16 protein-coding genes are annotated in these 25430 nt (G+C 65.6%); all 16 read right to left on the reverse strand.

The window, feature by feature from the left end:
• Positions 1 to 39: 39 nt before the first annotated feature.
• Positions 40 to 423, reverse strand: a complete 384-nt coding sequence (locus tag ACGF2Y_RS01595) for an HU family DNA-binding protein (RefSeq protein WP_030214098.1) — start codon at positions 421 to 423, stop codon at positions 40 to 42.
• A gap of 133 nt (positions 424 to 556) precedes the next feature.
• A complete protein-coding gene (locus ACGF2Y_RS01600) occupies positions 557 to 922 on the reverse strand; it encodes a hypothetical protein (RefSeq protein ID WP_006379250.1) in 366 nt (121 codons plus the stop codon).
• A 41-nt stretch (positions 923 to 963) separates the two neighbouring features.
• The gene (locus ACGF2Y_RS01605) at positions 964 to 2625 is read right to left on the reverse strand and encodes a hypothetical protein (RefSeq protein ID WP_392942199.1); all 1662 of its coding nucleotides are present in this window, start codon (positions 2623 to 2625) and stop codon (positions 964 to 966) included.
• Between the two features lies 1 nt (position 2626).
• Positions 2627 to 8176, reverse strand: a complete 5550-nt coding sequence (locus ACGF2Y_RS01610) for a hypothetical protein (protein WP_392942202.1) — start codon at positions 8174 to 8176, stop codon at positions 2627 to 2629.
• A 166-nt stretch (positions 8177 to 8342) separates the two neighbouring features.
• Positions 8343 to 12395: a type IV secretory system conjugative DNA transfer family protein gene (locus tag ACGF2Y_RS01615; protein ID WP_392942205.1), complete on the reverse strand. Its 4053-nt coding sequence runs from the start codon at positions 12393 to 12395 to the stop codon at positions 8343 to 8345.
• A gap of 137 nt (positions 12396 to 12532) precedes the next feature.
• Positions 12533 to 14590 carry a hypothetical protein gene (locus ACGF2Y_RS01620; protein WP_392942208.1) on the reverse strand — a complete coding sequence of 686 codons (2058 nt, stop codon included), beginning with the start codon at positions 14588 to 14590 and terminating at the stop codon, positions 12533 to 12535.
• A gap of 141 nt (positions 14591 to 14731) precedes the next feature.
• A complete protein-coding gene (locus ACGF2Y_RS01625; RefSeq protein WP_392942562.1) occupies positions 14732 to 16498 on the reverse strand; it encodes an AAA family ATPase in 1767 nt (588 codons plus the stop codon).
• 372 nt (positions 16499 to 16870) lie between these two features.
• Complete coding sequence (locus tag ACGF2Y_RS01630; protein ID WP_392942211.1) at positions 16871 to 17185, reverse strand: hypothetical protein; 315 nt, start codon at positions 17183 to 17185, stop codon at positions 16871 to 16873.
• 171 nt (positions 17186 to 17356) lie between these two features.
• Positions 17357 to 17899 (reverse strand): hypothetical protein, encoded by a 543-nt coding sequence (locus tag ACGF2Y_RS01635; protein WP_392942214.1) that lies wholly within the window; start codon positions 17897 to 17899, stop codon positions 17357 to 17359.
• Between the two features lie 147 nt (positions 17900 to 18046).
• Positions 18047 to 20329, reverse strand: coding sequence for a relaxase MobL (gene mobL, locus ACGF2Y_RS01640; RefSeq protein ID WP_392942217.1), 2283 nt, complete (start codon positions 20327 to 20329; stop codon positions 18047 to 18049).
• Positions 20330 to 20420: 91 nt separating this feature from the next.
• On the reverse strand, positions 20421 to 21470 hold the full coding sequence (locus ACGF2Y_RS01645; protein ID WP_392942220.1) for a hypothetical protein: 1050 nt from the start codon (positions 21468 to 21470) through the stop codon (positions 20421 to 20423).
• Positions 21470 to 21988, reverse strand: coding sequence for a hypothetical protein (locus ACGF2Y_RS01650; RefSeq protein ID WP_392942223.1), 519 nt, complete (start codon positions 21986 to 21988; stop codon positions 21470 to 21472). The genes ACGF2Y_RS01645 and ACGF2Y_RS01650 overlap by 1 nt, the downstream gene beginning before the upstream one ends.
• Before the next feature lie 63 nt (positions 21989 to 22051).
• On the reverse strand, positions 22052 to 22762 hold the full coding sequence (locus ACGF2Y_RS01655; protein ID WP_392942226.1) for a hypothetical protein: 711 nt from the start codon (positions 22760 to 22762) through the stop codon (positions 22052 to 22054).
• On the reverse strand, positions 22759 to 23508 hold the full coding sequence (locus tag ACGF2Y_RS01660; RefSeq protein WP_392942229.1) for a hypothetical protein: 750 nt from the start codon (positions 23506 to 23508) through the stop codon (positions 22759 to 22761). Before ACGF2Y_RS01660 ends, ACGF2Y_RS01655 begins: the two co-directional genes overlap by 4 nt.
• Positions 23509 to 23621: 113 nt before the next feature.
• Positions 23622 to 24323 carry a hypothetical protein gene (locus tag ACGF2Y_RS01665; RefSeq protein ID WP_392942232.1) on the reverse strand — a complete coding sequence of 234 codons (702 nt, stop codon included), beginning with the start codon at positions 24321 to 24323 and terminating at the stop codon, positions 23622 to 23624.
• Entirely contained in the window at positions 24320 to 25303 is a 984-nt protein-coding gene (locus ACGF2Y_RS01670) for a hypothetical protein (protein WP_392942235.1), read from the reverse strand. Before ACGF2Y_RS01670 ends, ACGF2Y_RS01665 begins: the two co-directional genes overlap by 4 nt.
• Between the last annotated feature and the right edge of the window lie 127 nt (positions 25304 to 25430).

Below are 25430 nucleotides of genomic sequence, written 5' to 3' on the forward strand. Positions count from 1 at the left end.
CATCACGGGGGTTCTCTGTTTCTGCTGACTCCTCGTTGCCTACGACGCGGCCCGTAGCTCACGATCCTCAATGACGTTCTCGAACTCGTCGGCATCCTCGATCATCCCGTAGGTCTCCGGTGAGATCTCGTCCTCATCGCCGCCGAGCCGGCGGTTGAAGCTGCTCGACGCGGAGAACTTCAGCACCACGTAGTCGTCGACGTTGCTCTTGCCGAAGCGCACCTTGTGGCCCTTGTGGTCCTGTCGGTAGAAGCGGCCGAAGCTCGTGAGCACGACCGTCTCTCCGCAGCTGACTGCGCCCGTGAGTTCGCCGAGCAGCGACTCGTACACCTTGTTCACCACCCGGATCGGCAACCCGCTGCGAGTCGCGACCCGAGAGATGAACTCGCGCTTACTGACACGCGGATTCGTCGTCGTCTCCATACCCTCACCCTGTCCTGTCGTCCTTCATGACGCGGTTTCGCTGAGAAACCAGTCTATCGAAGATAGTAACGAGTCGAGAAGGAGAGACGGGCTTATAGAGTGCCACTCGCTACGCTTGTCTTGGCCCATTCGGCTAGAGCTCCAGATCCGGCTCGATCTCCTCCCGGTCGTCCTTGGGCTCGTAGTCGACCGATTCGATGATGTTCCGCGTGTTCGGATCGCGGCGCTGGTTCACGACCCTGTCGTGGGACTCCTCGAACCGCTGCTGCGCCGCTACGCGGTGGGCGGCATCGAGCTTCGCGCCGATGTTGCGCTCCCCGAACTCCATCATCGAGCCCAGCGCCGACTTCGTGCCCTGCTTGATCGCGTTGACGTTCGGCTTGTTCTGCGCCCGCTGCTGCTCCCATCGGCTCCGGTCCTCCGGCGTGACGTAGCCGAACATCCGCGCAAAACGTGAGCCGAACCTGACCTGCTGTCCCTCATTCTGTTCCTGGCTCATGGCCCTTCCTCCTGCTCCTTGTTCGTGTTCTCGGATCGCCCTCAGGCGGGCTGGTAGTCCTCGGAATCGGCCTCAGCGTTCGGGCTCTCGTTCTGCGGGCCGGCCTCCTGCTCGGACGACGGACCCGTAGGGCGCGACCGCGGCTTGAGCCGCTGCTCCTCGAAGAAGGCACCCGGGTCGTCGACCGCCGTCTGCAGCGTCTGCTGCCAGTTCTCCCCGAGGCTCCGCTTCAGCTCGGCCTCAAGATCCGGGTACTTCTCGTTCACCGCCTCCATCGCGTCGACGTAAGCGTTGGAGTAGACCCGCTGCTGCTCCTCGGGCGGCAGGCCGTCGATGTCCATGCTCGCGATCATCACCTCGGACTGGTCCAGGCGGTGCTGGAGCGTGTCGGGCAGTCCGCTGGTGTCCAGGCCCTGCTTCTGTGCCGCGAAGCCGACCAGGTAGCCGAGCATGTTGCCCCCGTAGCCCTCTTGGTCGCCGCGGCCCAGCGCGTCGAGCAGCGAGGTCTTCATCGTCTCGGCGAGCTGGACCTGGTGGGCGTCCGCATCCATGGGCCGGCGCAGCGTGAACATCCCGTCCTCGGGCAGACGCTGACCCAGCTGGTCGTCGAACTCCCCGCTCCAGACCGTGCGGACCCGGTCGGAGCCTGCGATCCGCTCCTCGTGCGCGGGAGCCTTGACGATCCGGCCGTGGGCCACGCCGTTGAACATCGTGCGCAGCTCGGGCTCGTACTCCATCCGCTCGCCGATGATCATTCGCGCGCGCTGGACGACCTCCTGGCGCTCCAGGCCGTCTTCGCGCATCTGCTCGTGCAGCCGCTTGCGCATCGCCCGGTAGCTGTCGCGGATCAGGCCGGCGTCCGCGCCCGGCTCACGCATCTTCCAGAAGGCGTTCTCCATGAGCGCGACCTCGGTCATGGCTGCCGAGTCCGGGGTGAACATCTCCCGGTGGCCGCGCTCACGGTGCTGCATGGCGTCGAAGCGCTTGAGCCACTTCTTCGTCAGGTGGTTACGCGGATCCGTGCTGCCGATGAGGCGCTCGCGCCGGGCATCGCTCGGTACGTCCTTGAAGATCCTCTGCCGGTGCGCGATGCCGCTCTCGGCAGAGGCGAACATGCTGCGGGTCCTGGTGTCGATGCGTTCCTGGATCTTGTCCTTGAGAGGCTGGAGGTAGCTGTCCATCTCCTTCTTGAAGTCCGGGGCGAGCATCCGCATCGTCATCACCATGCCGACCGCCTGGATGATCGAGTTGGCATTCACTCCGCGCGAGAGCGGCTTGAGACACGACTGCATCATCATCTGCATGTAGACGTGGTGCATGACGCCGAGATCCTGCGTCCGCTCCTCGTCGTTGAAGCCGGGCACCAGCAGCTTCGAGTCCCGCAGCGAGGCCATGTATTTCTCACCGGCAAGCCGCGTCTCCGCCCGGAGCTTGAGCAGCTGCTCGCGCTGATCCAGGCCCTCGCTCTCGTCATCGGCCCGGTCGACGTCGATCCGGTACACGCGCTCACGGTCTGCCATCCGCTTCCGGGTCTTCTCACCGAAGAACCCGCGGGCACGGTCCCGGAGCCGCTCACGCCAGGCGCGCGCACCGTCTGCGTCCTCCGGTCCCGGCTCGTCGATCACCTCGTCGTCAACCGGAAGCACCTTGGTCGCGCGCCGACGGCCCGCGGGTCCCGTTCCCAGTTCCTTGTGCTGTGCCATCTCAGTACCCCATCCCGTAGTCGTCGTCGTTGCTCTGCGGCTGATCGATCTCGATGCTCGGCGTGTAGACCGGGCGCGCCGCGCCCACGCGCACGGCATGTGCAGAGCGGCGATGCGAGCCGCGTGTGCGGGAGGCCTCCGCGTCCTGAGAGATCACGTCGCGCTTGACAACCGAGTCATCGACAGCGATCACGGCGTTGTCCAGGCTGTGCGTCTCGGCGGAGCCCAGCTGATCGAGCTGCCGGGACATTTCCGCCCGAGCCTTCCGAGTCCCCGAGGACGCGAATTGCTCGTTCTTCTCGCCGTCGTAGACGCTCTCGCGGTTCTTGGCCGCCTCGACCAGATCGGCGAACGCGCCGCCATAGGCCATCCGGTCCATCACGGTGCCCCGCAGCGACGCATCTTCTTCCAAGTTGCGGATGAGCCCGGTCTTCGGGTCCTCCAGCGCACTTGCCACGCGGGCCACATAGTCCGGGTTGACCGTGACTCCGAAGCCCTCCTTGGACTCGTAGAACTCAATGAACTGCTTCTCCCACTCCTCGGCCGTAGCCTGGACGGGCTCACCGTCGAGGAATGCCGTGCGCCACTGGCCCGGGCCGACGTGCTCGATGCTGCGGCCCCTCCAGAGATCGCGGCCGGGACCCTGGAGCATCGCGTACTTGTGCCGGGCCTCGGCGGCGTCGTGCTTGGCCTGCAGGATCGACTGGGTCACCGGGTAGGTGACCTCCAGGACGGCCTTGAGGTCCTCGCCGCGCAGCGCGCGCACGGCGCGCTGACTGAACGAGCCGCCCAGGCCGGTGCCGTGGGCCTTGATCGCCGTGGCGAACATTGAGGCTTCCTGGTCGGCCTGCGTGATGCCGGGCGTGCCCTGCGCATCGCCCAGGTTCCGGGCGTAGTCAGTGAGCTTCTTCTCGCTCCCCTTGGCACCGGTCTCGACACAGACCTCGCGCACGCTCTGCAGGTGCGCCTCGCGATCCGAGAACGTCAGTGCCGCACCGAACTCGCCACGCTGCGCCTGGCGGTACAGCCCGCTCAGCTCCTCCGTCACGACCTGCTGGGCGAGCTTGATGTCCTCCGGCGACTGTGCGCCGGTGAGCGCCTGCAGCCGGAGCCGGTTCGCCTCGCTCCGCGAACTCCCCAACTCCTCCGCCAGCCCAGCATCCTTGAAGAGCGCGACCTGGGTGTCCAGCGACACCTGCATGGCCAGCGGGTGTGAACCATCGCCCTTGACCACTCCGGTGTCCAACAGGTTGGCCGGCACCGAGAGCTTCGCCAGGGCCTCAGCTTTGGCGGCATCGCTGTGCAGCTTCACCACGGCGACGGCGTCGCCGTCGAAGTCGCCGTCGAAGCAGGCGTCCATCACCGGGTTGATCGCGGCACCGGTGAGCCGGTCGTCGATCGCGACCCGCATGTAGCGCACGCCGGCGTCACGGAGCACCGGGTCACGCCACACCAGCGCGTGGTCGCCCTCGGCCAGCCCCAGCTGCTCGGCCTTGACCGAGCTGAGCGCAACCTGGTCGACGTCCAGCCGTGGGTCTGACGTCCACACCATCGTCGCCGAGTCGGTGAGCCGCGAGGCCATCAGCCCGGTCTTGAAGATGTTGTTCTTGCCTGTCAGCACCCGGTTCTGCACGTCGGTCGTGATCGCCTCGAAGGCGCGCTGAGCGCGCGAGACCGACTCGCTCATGCCGCGGTGCACCTCGGCGCGCTTCTCCGCGGGCAGACCCTGGCTGTCCAGCTGCTCGGCCATGTAGCGGTAGCGGCAGGCCTCGACGAAGACGTCCTGGTAGCTGCGGGTGTAGTCGTGCGTGACGGAGGACCCGTCCTCGAACCCCTGGCCACTGCGCAGATGCGAGGACATCACCGGCAGCTTCCACGAGCTCGCGCTCACCGTCTCGGTCTGCTCACCGGTCGGATACGTGAGCGGGAACGGGATCTCCATGTCGCCGCCACGGTCGCCGATGAGATCGCCGAAGGATTTGCGCATCGCCGTAGTGTTGAGTCCCGGGAGCTGACCCTCCTTGCGCGGCTGAGTGCGCAGCAGCTCGGGCATCGGGATGAACCGGCGCTCGGGGCGCTCGTCGACGCCCTCGGCTTGGCCGACCACCCGCAGTGTGCCGTCAGCCTCCACGTCCATGCCGGTCACCAGCAGGTACTCGCGCAGGTTCGACTCGGCCCCGCTGTTGTGGCCGTAGAACTCGCGCATGATCGACGGGCAGTCCTGAGACTGCAGCGCCCAGGCCAGCTGCGAGGAGGCCTTACGGCCCTTGCCAGCACGCACCTGCTCGTCGTCGTAGATCTTCGTCTTCTCGTCGACGGCCATATGGGTGACCACGAAGCGCATCTCGCCCAGGGCACTCGGCCGCAGTTCTCCGTTGGGGGAGCGCAGGTCGGAGACATTCCCGCTCATCAGCTCGCGCGCCGAGCCCGCGTTGCGCCGGGAGATCAGGCTGAACGGGCTCATCACCACGTCCAGGCCCGGGTTGGCCCGGAACCAGTTGACCTCTTCGACGACGTCCTGCTCCTGCGCGTCCTGCAGCGGCATGTCCCGGTCGACGATCAGCGAGATCACACCCTTGTTGCCGTGCAGATCCGAGATCTTGTCGCCCACGACGAGATCTCGCTCCTGGCCGCCGGCCCCGCGGATGCGGTGGCGCTCCGCGAACTCCTTCGACACCACGATCGGGTCGTCAGCCGTCCAGCCGCCGAAGGTCATCAGCGCTGTCTTCGCCGGCGCGGTGACCTCAGAAGACTGCATGATCGTCGAGGCCGTCATCTGCTGGCGGTCGAACGGGTCGTACCGCAGTGTCTCGAGCTCGGGGAGAGCCATGAGCGGCGCACGCTGTCCGGCCACGCTCTCGTCGCCCGGCACGATCCGGCCGTCGGCGTCGACCTGGGCCTGAGTCGTCAGGTACCGCACGATGCCTTGGTTGGTCGCGCCTCCGGTCATCACCGGGTCAAAGTAGCCGCTGGGCGCAGCGACGTTGTTCCGGTCCTTGCCGGTGAGCACCGTCATGTTGCGCCCGCCGGTGAGCCGCCAGGCGTCGAAGCGGTTGTCGTCAGCCGGGTCAGTTCGGTCGCGCTGGGCCCGGTACTCGGCGTAGATCGTCGAGCCTGTCTTGATCTCGTTGGAGTAGCGCACACGGCGCGCCTCGGTCTGCAAGATCGCGGCCGTCCACTCCTCCAGGTGCTCCTTGATCTCGCCGGTGGATTCGTCGAGCTGGTACGTGGTGGCGCGCTCGATGAAGTCGATCGGGTGCTTCGTGCCGTACAGCTGCGAGTAGATCGCGTTGAGCGAGGAGGGCTCGCCGGTCTCGCTGCGCCCGGCGATGAGGTCGCCGGCGATCTGGTACTGGATGCGCTCGTGCATGAGCTGCTCGTAGCCGCGCAGGCGCGTGCGTTCCTCGACCGAGGTCGGAGCCGCGCCCGGTGTCTGGGCCGTGATCGTGGCCTCGTAGCCCGGCACGATTAGGGCGTTCTGTCCGCTGGCGAAGGCGGTGGTGATCTCGCCGTACTCGCCGACATCGAAGACCTGGCCGATCTCACCCGAGATCGGAGTCCCCTTGCCGTCACGGCGCAGCTTCTCGCCACTCCAGCGAATGACGCCCTGCTCGTCGACCAGGATCGCGGAGACTGTCGCCGCGTTGCGCTCGATGCTCTCACGCACGGTGACCCCGATGCGCCGCATGAACGCAGATTCGTGATCGGCGATCGGCATGGAGCGTTCGGCGTTGAAGCGGACGAGCCGGTCCTTGAACCGGGTCGTCTGGAAGGTCGAGCCCATTATCTCGTCAGGGGAGATCCCGCAACGACGAAGCGCTGAGGCGAGGTTGTCGAGGTTCGACCACTGCCCGGTGGGGCTGGTCATGTATCGCGCCACCCGGTCCGGGTTGAAGCGCTGATCGACCCACTCGCCGTCGACGTCGTGGGGCTCCGCCTCCCAGGTCCCGATGAGTTCGAAGGTAACGTCCTCAGCGTGCTGTCGGACCTTCTCGACGGCGGTGCCGCCGTAGACGAGGTTGCCCATCTCTGGCGCCTCCTCGGCCTGCAGCTCGCCGATCGCCTCCAGCCGTTCCTGGTACATCTCTTCGGTCGCACCAGGGCGCAGCAGTTCGCTGTGCGCGCCGGTGAGCACGTCCCAGTACGAGCGCTGGATCGCAGCGACCTCAGAGTCAGCCGAGTACTCCGGCGGTTCGATCGCATCCAGCTGTCCGCCGGTTCGCTCCAGTTCCGCCTCGGCACGAGCAATGAGATCCTCGACGCCAAGGGCTGCCTGTAGGTTCTCCCGAGCACTCTCGACGGCGGTCTTCGCATAGGCCTCGGCCGGCTCAGCGTCGACGAAGAAGGCCGGCAGTGAGCGGTTCTTCGCGTCACGGCGCAGCATCACCTTCGAGCCGGGCCGGGGGCCGGACTCACCGGGGGCCACGTAGTCGCCGACCACGAACATCGTCTCGCGGTCAACGTGGTAGCTGTCGGGCACATCCACCACCGTGCGGCCACGGCCGCGCTCCTGGTGCGTCGTGCCGGTCTCGCCGGCGGCGTGCCCCGGCAGATCCGTGCGCTCGACGCGATGGCCCTGGGCGAAGCGCAGTAGCTGGACAGCTTCCGCCGGCGAGGGGGAGTAGACCGCCATGCCACCGGGAACCCGGTAGTTCGTCGAGTAGCGCAGCACGGTGCCGTTGTCGTAGATCCGAGCTCCGGCGTACTCCTCCTGACGTGTGTCGGTGAGGCGGATCTCCATGCCGGTCCCGGCGATCTTCGCCTTGATCTGGCCTGGCTCGCGGTCGCGCATCACCTCGTAGGACACGCCCTGGGCCTTCAGCTCTTCGAGCAGTGCTGCCGAGCGCGCCACGGCGCGCCGGGACATGAAGCGGTTGCGGTCGACTCGGTTCGTCTGCGGGTCCCGGCCGCCGTCGATGACCCACTCGCGTACCTGGTCGTACTCCTGCTGGCTCATCTTGTCCATCAGCGCGGTGAGTCCAGCGGCGTCGTCGTTCGTCATCGCGCGGCCCGCCTCGAACGGCTTGCCATCGTCGTCGATACGCCAGAGCACCATGTTTCCGCGCCGCGGATCGGCCAGGGTCTCCACCTCGCCGCCGGCCACGCGTCCGATCGTCTCGTCCGGCAGGTACACCAGCGCGGTCCCGGCGCGCTTCACGGTCGCGCGTTCGGACCAGTCGGGGTCATAGGGGCTGATCGGCAGCCGGGCCGACTTCGGGTCGACCTGGGCACCTACACCGGTGACGCGGGTGAACTCCCGCTGTGACTGCTGGTAGCGCTCGTTCTGCGGGGAATGGTCACCGAACTGCGGCTCGTAGTCGGACACCTTCTCCGCGAACGCCTGGTCGATGGCGGAGAGGCAGTCCGTGACGCCCAGCCGCGGGTCGGCCAGCGCGGTGCCCCGCTGGCCGAGGATCTCGTCGACCCGGGCGCGGATCGCCTTGGCCTGGGAGATCGGAACGACCTGTCCGGCCTGTTCCCGGGCCTGCGCGACTGCCTTGTAGTAGACGTACTCGTAGAAGTACCTGCGCAGTCCGTGTGCCTTCTTCATAGTTAATCAGCTTCCTGTGGACGCTCCGGGTTGAATAGAGCCTACCTTGCTTATAGAAAGGGAGCAGGAAGCTATTGAAAAGGCCAGTGCCGAGGCTGTCTCTCTTAGTCGAGAGATGGCCTCGGCACTGGTTGCGATCCTTGCCTGGCCCCCAAGTGGCCGCCGACTACTTCGAGTTCATCTCGATGGCCATGGCCCGGTCGAACCGGCCGTCGGCCAGCACCTCCCAGCTCGGCAGCGAGGCCAGGTACTGGTAGAAGGCCGAGTAGACCTTCACCGTCGCCAGCGACTTCAGGTCCTCCTCGGTGACGTCCTCCTCCGCGAACACCCGGGAGTCCCCGTCGTTCACGTGGCCGTTGATCCGACGGGCCGCATTGGCGTACGCGTCCGAGCGGATCTGGCTGATGTACGTCTGGGACCCATCGGCGCTGCGCAGCTCGCCGTCGCCGCCGACCGAGAAGTGCTCGCGATCCTGCTCCAACTCGGTCTGCGCGGACTTGTAGGCCTCACCGATCTCGATGTCCAGGCTCTTGACCTTCGCCGAGCCGTCGGGGTTGACCAGCATCTCCTTGCTGATTGTCCCCTCGGCGTAGAGCAGGCGCTGCCGCTCGACGCTGACCGCCTGACTCTCGGCGACTGCAACCCCGACCTCGACATTCTCGATGAACTGGTCCTCGTCGAACATGCTCATCCCCTCGTACTCGTCGGGGTCGACGACCACCGGAGCGTTGGGGTCCTGGCCCTCGTCGACCGTGGTCATCGTCGTGATGACCTCCATGACCTCGTCGGCGTAGACATCCGGGTCCAGGCGCTCGATGTCGACCTCCTGATAGCCGTAGATCTCCTTGTACTGCGCCTTCGCGTCCGCAGCCCTGACCGCCTGCCGCATGCGCTTCTCCAGCATCTTCACGAAGTCCGGCTGGTTCATCCGCACGTCGAAGTCCATGGCACTGGACAGGGTCGGGATCGTCTGCAGTGAGTACGTGTGCCCCGGGTGCTTGATCGTGTTCCCCAGCAGCCGGTACGACATCGGCAGGATCGTCTGGTTGCGGTTCCAGATCGGCGCATCGCCGGCCCGGAAGACGATCGAGTTGCGCGGCGAGAGGAACGCCATGTCGTTGTAGCTGATCAGCGGCTCTTCCTTGGTGCTCATCGTGTAGGAGACCCGGCCCTCGGTCTTGCCGCCGATGACCTTGTCGAGATCCTGGCTGATCTGCTTGCTGTCCCTGTACGACCGGTGAGTCTTACCGCTCATCTTCTCCAGCGTCTCGATCATCGAGTCGTCCGTGGACTTCAGGAACACGATGTTCGAGGTGTTGCCCTGCACGATCTTGTCGACGCTCTCGCCGTACACGTCGCGCAGCTGCTGCAGGGTCTGCAGGATGAGCGTGAACTGCTGCTCCTGGCCCAGGCCGATGGAGAGCATCGTCTCGAAGCCGTCGATGCCCTTGCCCTCCGACTGCAGGTTGCCGAGCTCGTCGAGCATGAACCGCGTGCGGTAGAGCGGCTTCTGGTTCGACTTCGTCATGTACGCCTGGTCGGCGCTCACGTCGAACAGCTGCTTGACCAATATCAGGATCAGCTTCGCGTACTTCATCAGGTGAGGCGGAGTCACCAGGAACAGCGCCTTCGGTGACTCCGAGTAGCGCGACAGTGTCTGCGTGATCGACCGCGCCTGATACGAGACCTTCTCCGGGTTGCCGGCGCCGGAGAAGTCGAGCCGTGTGTCCGGGTAGAGCGTGTCCCCGGCCTGGAAGGACAGGATCCTCCCGTCCCGGGTGCCCCCCTCACGCACCGGCTTCAGCTCACGCATCACGCCGTTCTTCACGATCTTCTTGCCCGTCACCGGCTCGACCACGTAGTGCCGGCCGTTGAGCGAGACCTGGTAGTTCTTCGTGAAGCTGAAGTAGAAGGTGCGCACCAGCATCTTCGTCTGCGGGTTGACCAGCTCCAGCTTGAGCCAGGCCTCGTCGTCAGGGAACTTGCCCTTGAAGTTGTACCGCGCCCAGCCCTCGCGGCCGACGATCTCCTCGTGCTCGAAGTCCTCGCCGAGGCTCTTGGTGAACATCGGGTCCGCGTAGGCCGACCACACGGCCTGCTGACCGACGAGGTGGTCGCGCTTGACGTAGTTCGGCGCGAAGCGCACGCCGAGGCGACGCGGGAAGCTCAGGCCGGCCAGGTCGGTGTTCTGCGACGGCTTGCCCGAGGTCAGCGTCGAGATCGTGGGGTCGGTGAAGAACGACATGGCGGTGATCGCGATGCCGTACACCGAGGCCAGCATCTTCTCCGCCCCGGCCATCGAGCGCAGCGCGTTGTGGGCGTTGCCGACCAGCGTGCGCATGTTGTTGCGGGGCAGCTCCTCGCTCGCGTTGAAGTACAGGCTGAGCATGTCCTGATCGGCCTTGCCTTCCCACATGAAGGCCTGGGCCGCCGCCTTCTCCTGCTCCTCGGCCAGGGCGTCCTCGTTGTTCTCGAACTCGCCGGCCTTGACCCGCTTCTCCAGTTCGGCCTCAGGGTTCTTGATCTTCTTCGAGCTCATCTGCACGAAGAGCTGGTAGCAGTTGTAGAGCGTGACCTTGCCCCAGAGGTCATCGAGCTTCTGCTCCAGCAGTGCCGGGTCCAAATTCAGCACGGCCGCAGCGCTGCGCAGCTCCCGCTCCTCCTCCAGGTAGAAGTCGATGAGTCCGTAGGCCGCGCGCTTGAAGGCGTTGTTGGCGGCATTGGGCCAGACCGGGTCCTCGCCGCCGTCGAGCGGAAAGAAGATCCCGGCGATGTTCTCCACGTACAGCGCGCACTTGGTGAAGTTGCCCTCACGCGCCGCGTCGGCCGCCAGCCCCAGGATGTTGTAGATGTCGGTCTTCATGGGGTTGATCAGGTTGAACTGCACCGGCTCGAACCCGCGTGTGACCAGGGGCACGTAGTTCTTCACCAACAACTCGCCCTTGGGGTCGTTGATGACCATGTTCGAGGGCTTCTTCTCCCGCGACCACATGTCGATGACCGGCTCGATGTACGTCTGGCCCTTGCCGGCTCGGGTGGTGGCCAGCACCATGGTGTTCACCGGCGCGGTATCGACCACGTACGCCCCGGCAGGGCGCTGGACCTCGTACGCCGGGAACGTCCAGTCATCCTTGATCAGGGTAGCGACGGTCTTGTACTTGTCCGACCCGAAGCCGAGCTTGTCCCGGTTCTTGCCGTCAGGGTTGTACGGGATCAGCGTCGTGTCGTACTTCTGCCGCAGGGTCTTGTCATCGGGGAGCCCGGATGCCTCGAACAGCGCGTCACCGAAGTCTTCGTCGATGATCGGCAGGGTCTGCATCAGCGGATCGCCCTCGTCGTCGTCCATGACCTCGCCGGCGTAATAGACGAGGTTTCCCTCCTCACCGATGACGTCCTTCTGGGCGCGCTGGGCGACCTCGACGGTGCCCAGGCCCTTCTTCTTGAGCATCATGTGGCTGAGCATCGAGCTGACCTGCACGCTTGAGTGAGCACCGGCGTCGGGGAACCAGTCGTAGTTCTGCTGGATCTCTTCCGGCAGGGAGATGTGCTGGTCGTTCTGGTACTGGTTGATGTCGCTTGTGGTGTTCATCAGGTTCGCCGCGGCGACCTTCCGCGAGAACCACGTGCCGATGATGAGGGCGACCATCAGACCTGTGCCGAGCGTGATGAAGAGCTTGAACCCCGAGACGTCGGCCAGCTGCTCGCCGACCGTCGTCGCGCTCCTCTTGGGCTCAGCCGTCCTCTCGGCGCTGGGCTTGCCGTCCTTCGCCGCGGTGTACCAGCTGGGGACCGGAACAGCCTCGGCGCTGGGGTAACACTTCGCCTTCACGTCCGGGTTGCCGTCCTTGGTCAGGGGCCGGTAGCACTTCACGACCGAGCCTCCCGCACCCGTCGTGGTGTCCTGGACGTAGTACGCGCTCGGCTTGCCAGGGCTGCTGCCGCTGCCGGACACACCCGAACCCATGGACGCGCCCACCGAGAGCACCGCCGTGGCGATGAGCGAGTAGAAGACCCAGGCGACGACCGTCACCAGCACGCCGGTAATCACCGCGATGACGATGCCCGGTCTGGTCGACCTCAGGGTCAGCAACTTGCTGCGGTCCAGCTGCTGGTTGTCGTAGACGTCTCGGTTCGTCAGCGTCTCGCCGGGCGTACGCGCTGAGATCTTGTCCCAGCTGCGCGCCTTCGGCCGTGCCGCCTTTCGCCTGTTCGTGGCCATCGTGATTCCTTACTCTCGAGCCTCGCTCGTTCTGCTGTCCTGCTGTCCAGTGCGCCCGCCTGCGCAGACGACGACGGCGCATGGGGAACGCGCCCCATGCGCCGCTAGATCACCCCGTCCGGTCATGACCGGCTTGCTCACCGGGTCAAGACCACCCCGACGATGAAGCCGGCCGCGCCCATCAGGAGCGAGAGCGTGACGATCATGACGACGAGGATCTTGTTCGAGCGGCTCTGCATCTCGGAGGCCCGCGCCAGCTCGTTGGCGTAGGACTCCTTGTCGGCCTGCATCTCCGTCAGGCGCGCCTCGTACCGCTTGGCCACTGAATCCTCGGCCGTCGACAGCTGCTGGAGCAGGTCGGTGACCCGCGCCACCTGGGAGTTGGTCTTTTCCTTCTCCAGGTCGAGGTTGTGCTGCCACTCGGCGTCCCGAGCCGTCATCTGCGTGATGGCGTCCTTGCGGTTGCGTTCGAGCTCGTCCTCCATCCGGCGGATCCGGTCGGCGTGCTCAGAGCGCACCGACTCCAGGAGGTCCTGCTGTTCCCGGCGCAGGACTCCGATCTCGTCCGTGGTCCGCAGATGCTCGGCCAGCGCCTCGGACTGGGCGATGTCGGCCTTGCGGTTGTCGTCGACGATCCGCTGGATCTCGGACTTCCACTGGTTCAGGCGCTCTTCCTCGGCCGCCAGGTACTCCGACTGCCGCTCGGCCAGCACCTCGAAGATCCGCGTCTGCCCGGTCTGTATCTTCAGCGTCGCGTCCGAACGCCGGACCCGCAGGATCTCCTGCTGGTTGTGCGCATGGGTATCTTCGATGTCCCGCTCGACCTCGGCGACGGAGTCGATCTGCTCGCGCTCCATCCTCGAGCGGTTGCGCTCCTTGTACTGCAGCTCCGCCGAGAGCGCCGCCTGCTGGGCCACCTTGGAAGCCTGCGACTCGTAGTCCTTGGCGATCTCCGCCCGGCGGGACCGGATCTTCTCGTCCTTCTCCGTCTGCCGCTGCTGGTGCTCGGCCTCGGCGGCGTCCTTCAGCAGCTTGTACCGGGAGCCCGTGCGGTCGGTGGCCACATCGCGAATGACCTGCTCGGTGTGCGCCGACATGAGGTTGACGTAGAGCGCACGCAGCTCATCCTCGTGCGCGGAACGGAGCTGCATCAAGTCTGCGTTGGCCTGCCGGTTGAGCTGGGCGACTTGGTCCCCGAGCCATTCCGTCGCGCCCTCGGGCACGGCGATCTGCACGACCGGTGCGCCGATGGCGAAGGTCGCGTTGAACTCATCGAGCCGGACGTCCAGGTCCAGCTCCTCGGAGAGGAACCGGCGGGCGATGACGTCGCGCACCTGGGCCTGATCGGCCAGCAGCACAGTGTTGCCGGCCTCCTGGTAGTCGCCCTCGATGCCGTAGCCGGCGTCGGTCTCGTCGAAACCCTCGTAGCCGGCCACCTCGTCGCCGTCGTAGTCCGGCCCCGACTCGACTGGAGCGGTTCCCGCGTCGTCCTCGTCGAACATGGGTGTGTCCGCCCCCTCATCGTCGTCGACGACGTCGCTGAAGAGCGGCTCGTCGTCCAGGCCCTCGTCAGCCTCCTCGCCACCGGGGATCTCGTCGAAGATCACATCCCCCTCGTCCTCCCCGATGACCGCGGGGACGGTGACAGTGGCCCCAGCCTCGGCGACCAGTCCGCTGTGCTCCGCCCACGCCTTCTCCCCCAGGGCCTCTTCGAGACTCGTGGTGCCTGCGGTGACAGAGCGCGCCTGCGCGAAGGTCGCATCGTTCACCAGATCGACGAGTAGATCGCCGCTGGGCTTCTGCCATACGACGGCCCAGGCGTAGGTGGCACCGGTGAGCAGCGAGTACTCCTCCATGCGCGCGAGAGTCTCGTCGGTGGGGATGATGCCGAAGACCTCCTCTTCGATCATCTCCGCCGTGGCCACCGTGCGGATCTGGTCGGAGCTGATGAGCTCGATGATCGAGCCCTTCGCCTCGTCCCGGCCGTGCCGCTTGCTCAAGCCGCCGATCTCGTCGGCTGCAAGCACGAGCATCACCCAGGCCGTACCGCTGGGAAAGACGAACGGAGTGTTCGACCGCAGCAGCTCGACCGCAGCCGGGATCGCCGTCTCTCTCACCACGGAGGCCAGAAGCTCGTCGGGCTTCTTCTTCCGTTCCTTCTTCTGGCGGACCGTTGCCTTCCCCAGAATGCCCATTGATTCCGACCCCTTCGCTAAAGGAACATAGTTCGCCTGGTTTATGAGTATCCTATCGCTGTCCTGTCAGAGTAGGCAACTATAGGGTGTGAAAGGGCTATCGACTCGCGAGTCAACTAGTTTCTGTCGTCCTTGACCGACTCATCGCACCGCACTGACCTCGGCGTAGGCATCGGAACTCAGCAGGTTCTTGTCGTCGCTGACCAGGTCGCCGACGACGTCGATACGAATCCGTCGCTCCGAGGGGTGCTCGTTGAGGAAGGTCGCCACCGCGGTGGTGACCTCGTCGGTCAGCTTCGCCACGGCCGCACGTGCGCCACCAGCATCAGAGTCGGTGTCGCCCTTGTCCTCGATGAGGTACTGCAGGACCCTTGAATCGACGTCGACCCGCACGTTGTGCTTGACGAACACCTCCTGCACCATCTGGCGCAGCTTCCTCCGCACGATCTTCTGCTGCGTCGGCAGCGACAGCGGCTGGAAAGGCACGATCGCGTCAATACGGCCCAGCAGCTCGGGCGGGAACCGGTTGTCGCCCGTCGTCGAGGAGATTGAGCGGCGGATGAGCTTCTCGTACTCCATCAGCTGCTTGCCCGAGCCTGTGTCGTCGGCGGCGTACTGCGAGATGCTCTTGTAGATCTCCGAGCCGGCGTTCGTCGTCAGAACGATGTACGTGTTGAGGAAGCTCACCTCGCGGTTGTTGTCGTCGTTGAGCCGGCCGTCGTCGAGCACCTGCAGTAGCACGCGCGTGACCATCGCCGAGGCCTTCTCGACCTCGTCGAAAAGCAGCACAGCGTGGGAGAGGTCCCACACGCGCTTGGTGAGCTCGGAGCGGAAGGTTGCGAACGACGAGTCTTCGGCGTACTCCGTCATGTCGAACCGGATCAGGTGCCGCTGGTCGTCGCCGAACAGCAGCTTCGCTAGCTGCTTGGTGAGTTCGGTCTTGCCGACACCAGTGGAGCCCGTGAACAGCAGGCTCGCCATCGGCTTTCCCTTGTCGTTGAGGTCCGCCACCGATAGCTGCAGACGACGTGCCACCGCGCCGGTTGCCCAGTCCTGGCTGAACACTTTCTCGTCCAGTTGCTTCTTGATCTTCGCGCCGTCGACCTTGAAGGCCACGTTGACGTTCAGGGTCTCCATGAGCACGTCCGAGAGCAGGTCCCGGTCCATCGGCCGGTGCGTCAGGCGAGTCCAGCCGACCATGGAGTCGAGCACGAGAATTGACTTGCGCGGCTGGGCGCTGGCCGGCATGTAGCGCTGGGTGTACTCGTAGATCTGCCGGAAGATGTGGTCGTCGTAGAACTCGTCAGCCACCCCGTACCGTTCGGCCATGCCCTGCAGGATCTTGATGGTCGTCGCCTGATCCGGCGGGTTGAGGTTGATGCGCTGCAGGCGCTCGACGAGCGGCTGGTTCGGCGAGATGTGCTTGTGGAACTCCTCGTAGGTCGTGGCCGCGATGATCCTGATGCCGCGGGTTCCCGAGGTGGCGAGGACCGGCTTGATCGCCTCGACGGCGGCGTCGGAGAGCTGAATGATCTGGTGGAACTCGTCGATGAAGAGGACCAGTTCGTGCTTCTCGTCCTTGACGAAGTCCTCGGCCTCGTCGAAGAAGCCCTTGAGTGTCGCGGCCATTTTCTCGGCGGTGCCCGCCTCGGAGATCATGCGCGCCGGATCCACTTCGAGGTAGAGACGGTCCTTGTCCACCAGCATCGTGGCCTGGACCAGAGCCGTCTTACCCGTGCCAGCTTCGGCCAGCAGGAGCGCGTTGCATAGCTCAGGACGGCTCATCGAGGCCAGCAGCTGTGTCGTCTCGTGCTCGCGGCCGACGATGTCGCGCTCGGCCTTCTTCAGTGGCTCCGAGAGCTTGGACAGGAGCCGGTAGCGCTCGTTGAGCTGTGCCTCTTGAAACATGCCGCCCAAGACCTCTCGACTGGACTGGAGATTTAACTGGAAAATCAGTCGAAATCCTATCATGAGTAGCATTTGATAGGGCGTGGAATGGATAATGTGAAAGGCTATGGAGTGGACTCCGAGGCCTTTCGTTCCGCGCTCTCGTCGCAGGTCGCTCACCCGCCGTACTCGGGCTCGCTGCCCTCCGGCGCCTGGGGCTGCTCGAACTGGTAGTTGAAGCGCTCACTGACCGGGGCCTTGTTGGACCCGCCGTGCCGACCTTGCCCACCACTGAGCCCATACGGCCGACCAGGTCCGCGCCGAACGAGGGCTGAGCCTTCGGCGTGTCCGCGGAGGTGATCATCCCGGGAGCTGCGGCTCCGCGGTCTGCGGCTAACGCTCGCCCACCACCGGGTTGAACCGCGATCCCGGCTCACCTGATGCCGGTGCCGACGGATAGCTGTGACATGGCCCGCCGTGCACGCTTGGCTCGGACTGCGAGTTCGCCGCCGGAGCCGCGTCGGCTCCGGTGCGGTCGTTCCCGACATCACCGCCTGATGTCAGCGGCCTGGCGCCCCGGGGCGGCTTGTCGTCGAAGATCAACGACGCTTCCTCCACCGGGTCCTCGCGAGTGGCCTTTGCTGCGACGTTCTGCTTCGCGGGCGTGTGCTCGTCCACCTCGAAGTCCGGAGGCTGGAGCGTGTCCATGCTGACGGTTGTGGGGGTGTGGCCTGACCAGCAGGTTGACGACCCGCGGCAGCGGTCCAGTGAATTTTTGCCATGACCTGTTCCTCTTTCCGGCTCGCGTCCCGTGTAGCCAAAAGGCCCCTGGAATGACATCCAGGGGCCTTTCGAATAAGGCTTGACTCAGCCTCGGCCTCAGCCGACCGCCGGCTCATCGACCTCGGCTGCCTGCTCCTGCTCGGCCTCGAGGGCCGGGGTCTGAGCCTGCGACTCCTTGGCCGCGGCCTGTGCCTCGCGGGCGGTGCGCATGGACGCGAACTGGTTGTTCAGCGTCTTGTCGTCGACCTTGAACTCGGAGGCCTCGACGGACTTGGTGTTGACCACCAGGCCGGTGCCGCGCGTCGCGGGCATCACGTTGCCCTTGAAGCCGTAGATGGTGCCGACCTCATTGCCGCCCTTGTCCAGGATCGGCTCGGTGTTCGGGCCCGCGGCCTTGACGATCTCCTCCATCTGACCGGTGGAGTACGGAGCGCCGTTGTTGTAGCGGACCTTGCCGTTCTCATCCTGAACCCGATCGGACTTCAGATGCAGGTTCGTCTGTTCCGGACCGCGCGGATCTCGAGCGTCGAGCTGGACGTCGGCGTACTGGGACTTGCCGTCCTTGGTGACGCCGTTTTTGTAGACCTTCGCGATGAGGTTGACTCCGGTCATCGCCCCCTTGCCCTTGAGAAGTGCCATGACCTCTTCCTTCCATTTGTTCCGACTGCCCCTCTGGCAAGTCAGCCGTGATCAGTCACATCGTCCGGACAAGGGATTGAGTCCTGCCGAACGCTCTTCACGCTAATACTGTTATAGAGCATTCGACAAGACTTTCGACTGGTCTTTCTAGTCACGTTCCAAGTCGGTCGAGATAGAAGGCGGCTGCGAGTCGAGTCCCATCCCGACATCCGCTGTGGTCACAGCCTGATCGACCTGGGCCTGGACCCGCACGACGAGGCCGGCGTCCAGCGACGAAGCCTTGGACCGCCGCATCGGCTCGGCCCTCTCGCGCTCGGCGCGCAGCTCCGCGATCCGGGAACGCAACACGAGCGAGCCAGCTCCCTCGTCCGTCTGCTGAGGCGTCAGCTCCCGGGAGACCCGTGTCATCGCCGCGACATCGTCCACCGGCAGATCGGGAATTGCCTCGGCCTGGCCGGACTGGTCCAGGTAGTCCATAGCCGCCAGCAGCAGCCGCCGGCGATCCCTGGTCGTCTCAACGAAGTTCTGGCGTGCGTGTGGCCCGATCTCGACGTCGGTGACGAAGTCGTAGCCCAGGTGGTGCAGGTCCAGAGCCTTGACCTCGTCGAAGTCATACGCGGCACCGGCAACAATCTCAAAGTCCGTGCTGACCGCGTCGGTCTCCGTACTCGCCGGATCCTCGACACTCGACTCCACGCGCAGCACCAGGCCGGAGGAAGCGAGACCGGCCCGCAGGCCGTCCAGCTTCTGGTCATAGGACTGCTTCATCGTCCGGATGCGCGCGTCCAGCACCGCCCGGCCGTGCTTGCCCTCGGCCAGGAGTCTGCCGCCGGGCTGATCGTAGATTGTCCGGCCCAGGTTCTCGGCTTCCTCGGGGTTCTTCATCCGCTGCAGGGAGGCATCCGCGCGCAGCGCCATGAGCGAGAGCAGCCGCTGGCCGTAGGTCGCCACCTCCTGCTGCTGCTCGTACCACTGGCCGGCGTCTCCGAGGAAGGGCAGGAAGCGCCTGTACTTGCTCACCAACCGCCGGTGGTAGCCCTCCTCGAAGCGGTAGAAGTCGTAGAGCGGGCGCGAGTCCTCAGCGGCCACGCCGGCCTTGTCGGCCTGTGCCCACTGGTGCACGAGGTCGCGGTAGACCCCGGCCTTCTCCCGGTGGTGCTGCAGACGTGAGGCGTAGCTGCGCAACCGGAAGCCGAAGGAGACCAGATCAGCTTCCGCGTTCTCGTCGTTCCCCTGCCGATCCGCGGCCAGCGCCGCCATCTGCTGATAGTCCATTCCCATGACTTCGAGCATCGGTGTGCGCACCCGCAGCTCGGACTCCGGCATCGCCCGCAGAATCTGGTAGACGCCGTTGACGGCGCGCTCCGTGATCTGTACGCGTCCCTGCTCGACCAGCTTCTGCCACTCCTCCGTGCTCAGGGACTCCTTCGCGCGGCGCTCGTTGGCGTAGTCCACGATTCGCTCCATGGCCTCCGGCATCGGGGACCCGGCACGTTCGAGCTGCTCCTTCACGAGCTCGGTCACCAGTTGGTTCGCCTTGCGCATGCGAGCGTCGTTCGAGCCGGCGCGCCACAGGGTTCGGTCCGCAGGCAGGCAGGCGAGCAGGAACTGCGGCAGAGACTCGGCACGGATTCGCTCGTGCGCCCACCGCTTGATGAAGGTGATGACGTTGCGCCGCTCGTAGCCGACGGCGCTGGAGAGGTGAGCCACTGCCTGCTTCTCGTCGAGCCAGGCATCGACGCCGCGGCGAAGCCGGGACTTGTGCCGGTCCAGCAGCTTGCCGCGCTGTGTGCCGTTCTTCGTCACCTGGCCCCGGCCGCCGTCGACCATGGCCAGGTGGCAGTGCACGTGCTCGGTGTCGACCTGGATGACCCCGACGTAACGCAGGTCGTCGAAGCCGCTGGTACCCGAGCTCATCCGCTCTAGGCCGTGCATGATCGCCATGCGCAGCTTCATCTGATCGATGTGGCCGCGGTAGTCACCGCGGGCTTCGCAGTGGAAGTCCTCGTCGACGATCTTGTGCTTCCGCAGGTACTCCTCGTCGAAGGACAGCACGGTCTTCAGTACGGTGTGCCCGGCGTCGAAGTAGTGCTGGATGTCTTTGCTGGCCGCCTTGAGCTGCTCGTCGGAGAGCGAGACCGAGCCGTAGCCGAAAGCCACACCACCGTCGCCCAGGGCCTGGCGCATCTCATGCTTCGCCGCGCCCCGCGAGATACCGACGCGCTCGACGGCGGACTCCCGCGCCATGTAGCGCAGGATGAAGTTGTCGGTGCGCAGGCGCTGGATCGGAGCCAGTGACTCCGTCGCCTGTGCGCGGGCCATGTACCGGGTGACGTAGTCGCCCGGCGTCGCGCCGCGCGATCCCTTGCCGCCGGGCAGCGGCACGCTGAACTCATTGACGATCACGATGTCCTGCTTCAGGCCCATCATCGCTCTCCTTCCCGGCTCGGTACCGATGCACTACGGCCCCGGCTGCTGTCCGCCAGCAACCGGGGCCGCGCCCGTCATGCCTGATCTGTCCTCAGGAACCCAAGATCTGCTCGCGGTCCTCGCCGAAGTCCAGATCGGCCGCACGCTGGGCCACCTGGCGCTTGCGCTCGTCCAGGCTCGGGACGGGCTTGACCTCACGTCGACGGGTCTCCTGCTCCTGCTCCTCCAGCTCCAGGTCGAGATCCAGGTTCAGAGCGCGTTGCGCCTCACGGACCGGGACCGGGGGAGCGAACAGCACCTTCTGCTCTTCGGCCCTGTGCAGTGGTGCAGCCACGCGCTCCCGGTAGAGGTTCTCCGTGGTGCCCTCAGTGCTCGCACGCTCGGTCTGGTACTGCTCCCGTTCGGCGGCGATCTCCGCCTCGATCTGCTGCAGGCGAGAGCTCATGCCGTCGACAACCGGCGCTGCCTCGGGCGCGGACGCTCCGACGATCTGCTTGACCTCGGTGTCCAGGCCCAGCTCGTCCTCGGTGAACAGGGAGTTGATCGCGTCCGAGCGCGCCTTCAGCCCGCGTGCATCAACCACAGCCTCAGTCCGCGGGACGCCGTCCTTGGAATGGTCGGCGAAGTAGCCGGCGAGGTCGTAGCCGCTGGATTCGAGATCGATCTCCAAGCCCCCGATGCCGTGGATCTGGGTGAAGACCACGGGCGTATCGTCTTCGGTCTGTGCCCCTGAAGGAGCGAGCACGAGCATGTCCGCCGTGGCCGGCAGCTCCCACTCGATCCCAGTGACCTGCTCGGGCACTGGGAAGCCGCTCGTGAAGTAGCCCTTGCTGGCGAGCACGACCAGCTGCTGGTCATCGAACTCGTAGAATGCATCGACCTTCTCGCCCTGGCCGGGGGAGTAGGTCACCTGGGAGATGCCGAACGGCAGTGCCTTGGCCGGGGTGACCGAGCGGAGCTCGCCCGTCATGTGCAGATACGGGCGGTAGTTCTCCTCCTTGCCCCGGTGCTTGAGGTCGAGCGATTCGACCATGACGCCGAGCTCGGCGGTCACCCCCTCCAGCCGGTACGTCTCCACCCCTCGTTCACGCAGGACACGGTGGGCCCATACGTCGTTCATCGTCAGTCCTGCGGTGCGCATCACTTGCTCCTCTTGCGGTTGGTCTTGCTCTGGTTGGTGGTCGTGGACATCGGTGTGACGTCGGCCCCGGTCGCCTCGCCCCGGGCGTCCCGGATCTTCGCGATTATCCGCGTTGCCCAGCGCCACATGCCGCGCATCACGACGATCTCGCCCGCGGCGAGCAGTGCGACCAGGAAGAGGAGCGGCATTAGCCACATGGCGATGGTTCCGTCCGCACTGAGCGCGCCCCGGGATGCGCCCGACTGCTGGTGCAGCCATGCGCCCAGCAGCGGGATGAAGGCCATGGCCGTGATGAACGCCAGCAGGTAGTCGGCGAGAAGGACGATGGCCCGGAAGAACCCCACCCACACCACGACGGAGAACCTGCCAGCCTCCTTCTTCGGGGCCAGACGCCGCCATCCGGTGCGCAGCTTCGAGTCCTTCTGCTCCTTCACGGGCTTCGCCGTGGTCTTCTTCGCCGTCGCGGCCGTGCTCGTCGGGGCGGTCGTCTCGGTCTTCTCCAGGGTCTGGGTCGACATGTTCGTGTCCTTACGTCTCGTCGGGGTCTTCTGGGGTGCGTGCTGAAGCGGTGGGCGCTCCGTTCACCCGGTCGGCTTGGGGGAGGGCTGTTTCTCGCTGGCGGCAGCGAGGGTGTTGCGGGACTTGCTGGAGGCCCGATAGGCGTCCAGCGACGTCACCGTGCCGTCCTGAGAGGTGGAGTAGGTGAAGACCGCGAACTCGCTCTTTGCAGCGCTGTTCTGATCCGGTCCCACGCGGATTGGATCGAGCCGGGCCACCCCCGTGAAGGAGTAGTTCAGTCCCTGCGCCCGACTCACATCAATGTCCAGATCAGCAAGCGTGTACGTCGTCCCAGCGCCCTTTGCGGCTCCGGTCGCCGTCATCCACTCCGGCACGAACTCGGTGAGTACCCGGGACTCGTGGTCGAGGAAGCCGTAGCGCGCGTCGAGCAGCATCTGCTGCTCCTTGACGGTCCGGGTCGACGCCGAGCTGTCGGTGAGACTGAGCAGAAGGGACCGGCCCGTCGCCGTGTCACGGTTCACCCGCTCGATGTCCATGCCCGGCAGCTGGGCCAGCAGCGCCGCGTGTTGCGTCGCCAGCTTGGTCTGGGCGTCGCCGAGGTTGCCTTCGAGCTTCTGGACCAGTGCATCAGCCTGGGTGTCCGTCGCGGCCGGGCCGTCGCTGAGCAGGCTGGAGCCGAGCGTGAACACCGAGATCGCGAGTAGCGCCCCGGTGCCGCCGAGCAGGATCTTCCCGGCGTGCTGGCGCAGCGTGTCCTTGATCTCCTCGTTCACGGTGCCTTCACCTCCTGTTTCAGGGCCTCGCCCGTGGCCGTCGTGCCGGTCTGGATGTTCACGAACGCCTTGCGGACCAGGCCGTAATCGGCACGGGCCCAGGCCAGCACCGCCGGTTTCTCGCCCGCACCCGTCCTGGTCTCCATCGCCAGCCAGGTCACCGTGATGGTGCTGTCGTCGTTGACCAGGTAGGGCACCTGGGCGATCCACTCAAAGCCGGAGCTGAAGCTCATCGGGATCCCGACGCCAGCCGCCACGTCCTTGTCACTGGCGAGCAGGTACCACGGCCCCAGGTCCGCCTGCTGCCCAGAGGGGGCGAAGTAGGGGATGAGGTTGCGCAGCGTCGACTGAGACGTCGCCGTGTTGAGCTTGCCGCCATCTGCCGCAACGCTGGGAGTCAGGTAGCGGTAGTCGTTCTGCAGCTTCGCGACCTGACCAGCCGCAGTCAGGGCCGCGGTCAGACCACGCTCGGCGTCGTCGGCCTTCGGCAGCGCCGCCGTCTTCGCCTCGGTGATCCTGATCTGCTCCTGCAGAGAGGAGATCTCCGGCGCAGCCGTATCGCTCACCGCGCCCTGACCGCCGGAGAACCCCGCGGAGAGTACGAAGCACAGCATTGCGCCCACACCCATGCTCACGCAGGCCACGAGGGTGCGCTTGCGCAGGCCGCCCGCCGACTCCGTCTGCTCAGGAGTATCCGCGCCCTCCGGCGAGGACACGGACGTCGCGACGAAGCGCGTCTTGCGCACCGCGCCCCCACCCGACTCACCGGTCTGTGTCGATGCCATTAGTCCCCAACTCGCCGTTTCACTCAGATATCAGAACAACTCTATCAACAAGGCGAGTCGAAAGGGAGTCTGAATCATTTGGAATAGCGAGTCTCGCCACTCGCTGGGGTACCGGAGAGATTCGAGACCTTGCCCTGATCGTCGACCGTGACGAAGAGCAGCGCGCGCCGGTGTGCCGTGACACTGGCTTTGCTCGCCTTGTTCTGGGACGCCGCGTCGGAGGTGACCTCGACGTCGGCCAGGACGGCGTAGGTGTAGACGCCCGCCTTGACGTCGACGACCTCGATGTCCGTATCCGCGCCGAGGGCCGAGTTCAGGCCGACCGTGTCGATGTAGTAGTAACGCCGCCCTTGGGAGTCCTCGTTGAACCTTGACGGAGGCATGAACGACTTCAGGAACATCTCGTTCTCGGTGAGGCCGAACCGGCTCTTCAGGCTCTCGCGTGCCGCCTCGTAGCTCTGTCCCGAGTCCCACGTGAAGGCCATCGAGAGCAGCGACTTGATGCGCTCACCGTCGGTGCTCAGCCGGTTCTGGCTGACACCCAGGGCTGCCATAACGTCCGCGTTCACCTGCTCGGCGTTTTTCCGTTGGATGCCTGCCAGTTGTCCCTCGACGTCGTTGATCTGGGCTTCCTGCTCAGCCAGGGCCGCGTGCTGGCTGCTCCAGGTCATGCCGGCAATCGTTGCGACGACCGCGAGGGCCGCTGCCGTCACCAGGACCGAGAGGTTGCGCCGGAAGGATCCCCGCCGCATGGGTGCTGCCGTCTGCTCCGTCATCGCTTCCCGTCCTTCTTCTGGATGCCCGTGTCGCTGAGTTCGGGGACTGCGGGCTCGGCCGGCATCTTGATCGCGGGGTTCTCGTACTGAGCCCCAGCGGCAGTCACCACGAGCGCCAAGTGGTCGAAGGCCCCCGTCGTCCCGTTGTGCACGTAGCGCGCGCTCGCCCAGACGAGCGCCTCGCCGCTCTTCGTGTCCCGGCACAGCCAGACGACCTTTGCCTGGTTTGTCGAGCCCGAGCCGTCCTTCGCGCTCAGATCGGGCATCACCGTCTCGGCCTTCCATGCGTACGTACTCGGGGCAGCTGCGTTCTGGCCGTCGTAGCGGATGTACCAGGCGTGGCGCGGATCGATCTCGGTGGTCGCATCGAACGGCGTCAGCGACGAGGTGCTGTACGCCTCCTTGTCACTGACCAGAAAGGAGCCCTTGCTGAACAGCGGGGCCATGTCCCGGCGGTGCTTGATGATCTCCAGCGTGGCCTGGTTCGGAGCCCCGTTGTTCGGGCTGGGCTGAACGCCGGCCTGGTGATACAACGTGGCGAAGGTCTGCTCCCCGGACGCGACCTTCTTCGCATCAGCGGCTGCCGCCTCGGTGAGCTTGGACAGCTGCGCGCCAGCGTCCGCCTTCACGGGCGTGGACTGGGCATCATCCAGATGCTCCTTGAGCTGGATGATCTGGACCTCGTTGTCCGCAGTGCTCACCTTGAAGCTCTCGCCGGCCACGCCGGTGGCGACGACCAGGGCGAGGATTCCGACCCCCATCACCGCGGTCATGCTGCGTCGGATCAGACACGCGTTGTCCTCCGGCCTGCGTGCCTGAACCCGTTCGCGCTGGCGCATCGTCCAGCCTGCGAAGCGCTCTTCGAGCTCAGCTCCGGTGACCTTCCTGCGTGTCTTCGGTGCCGCGGGCTTCTCCTCGGGCATCGACCCGGTCTCCTGCTCGGGGCTCGTGCTCTCGGACTCGTCATGGATTGTCGTCACCGAACACACTCCTCATCACGTTGCTCTCATAAGCGACTCAAGTCTATACAGAAAGGCATTCGCGACCGAGTCTGAATCTATTCAATAGGAGTGTAGGGAAGCGAAGCTGGCACGCAGGGCCTGCACC

Origin of the sequence: Streptomyces sp. NPDC048142 (assembly GCF_043202835.1) — a bacterium.
Lineage (GTDB): Bacteria > Actinomycetota > Actinomycetes > Streptomycetales > Streptomycetaceae > Streptomyces.

What these genes read in the sequence shown, in the direction of transcription:
- ACGF2Y_RS01645 (WP_392942220.1), bottom strand. Translation starts at nt 21,470, where the DNA reads ATGCGCACCGCAGGACTGACGATGAACGACGTATGGGCCCACCGTGTC.
- ACGF2Y_RS01615 (WP_392942205.1), bottom strand. Translation starts at nt 12,395, where the DNA reads ATGGCCACGAACAGGCGAAAGGCGGCACGGCCGAAGGCGCGCAGCTGG.
- ACGF2Y_RS01630 (WP_392942211.1), bottom strand. Translation starts at nt 17,185, where the DNA reads ATGGACACGCTCCAGCCTCCGGACTTCGAGGTGGACGAGCACACGCCC.
- ACGF2Y_RS01650 (WP_392942223.1), bottom strand. Translation starts at nt 21,988, where the DNA reads ATGTCGACCCAGACCCTGGAGAAGACCGAGACGACCGCCCCGACGAGC.
- mobL (WP_392942217.1), bottom strand. Translation starts at nt 20,329, where the DNA reads ATGATGGGCCTGAAGCAGGACATCGTGATCGTCAATGAGTTCAGCGTG.
- ACGF2Y_RS01635 (WP_392942214.1), bottom strand. Translation starts at nt 17,899, where the DNA reads ATGGCACTTCTCAAGGGCAAGGGGGCGATGACCGGAGTCAACCTCATC.
- ACGF2Y_RS01620 (WP_392942208.1), bottom strand. Translation starts at nt 14,590, where the DNA reads ATGGGCATTCTGGGGAAGGCAACGGTCCGCCAGAAGAAGGAACGGAAG.
- ACGF2Y_RS01610 (WP_392942202.1), bottom strand. Translation starts at nt 8,176, where the DNA reads ATGAAGAAGGCACACGGACTGCGCAGGTACTTCTACGAGTACGTCTAC.
- ACGF2Y_RS01665 (WP_392942232.1), bottom strand. Translation starts at nt 24,323, where the DNA reads ATGACGGAGCAGACGGCAGCACCCATGCGGCGGGGATCCTTCCGGCGC.
- ACGF2Y_RS01605 (WP_392942199.1), bottom strand. Translation starts at nt 2,625, where the DNA reads ATGGCACAGCACAAGGAACTGGGAACGGGACCCGCGGGCCGTCGGCGC.
- ACGF2Y_RS01625 (WP_392942562.1), bottom strand. Translation starts at nt 16,498, where the DNA reads ATGTTTCAAGAGGCACAGCTCAACGAGCGCTACCGGCTCCTGTCCAAG.
- ACGF2Y_RS01600 (WP_006379250.1), bottom strand. Translation starts at nt 922, where the DNA reads ATGAGCCAGGAACAGAATGAGGGACAGCAGGTCAGGTTCGGCTCACGT.
- ACGF2Y_RS01595 (WP_030214098.1), bottom strand. Translation starts at nt 423, where the DNA reads ATGGAGACGACGACGAATCCGCGTGTCAGTAAGCGCGAGTTCATCTCT.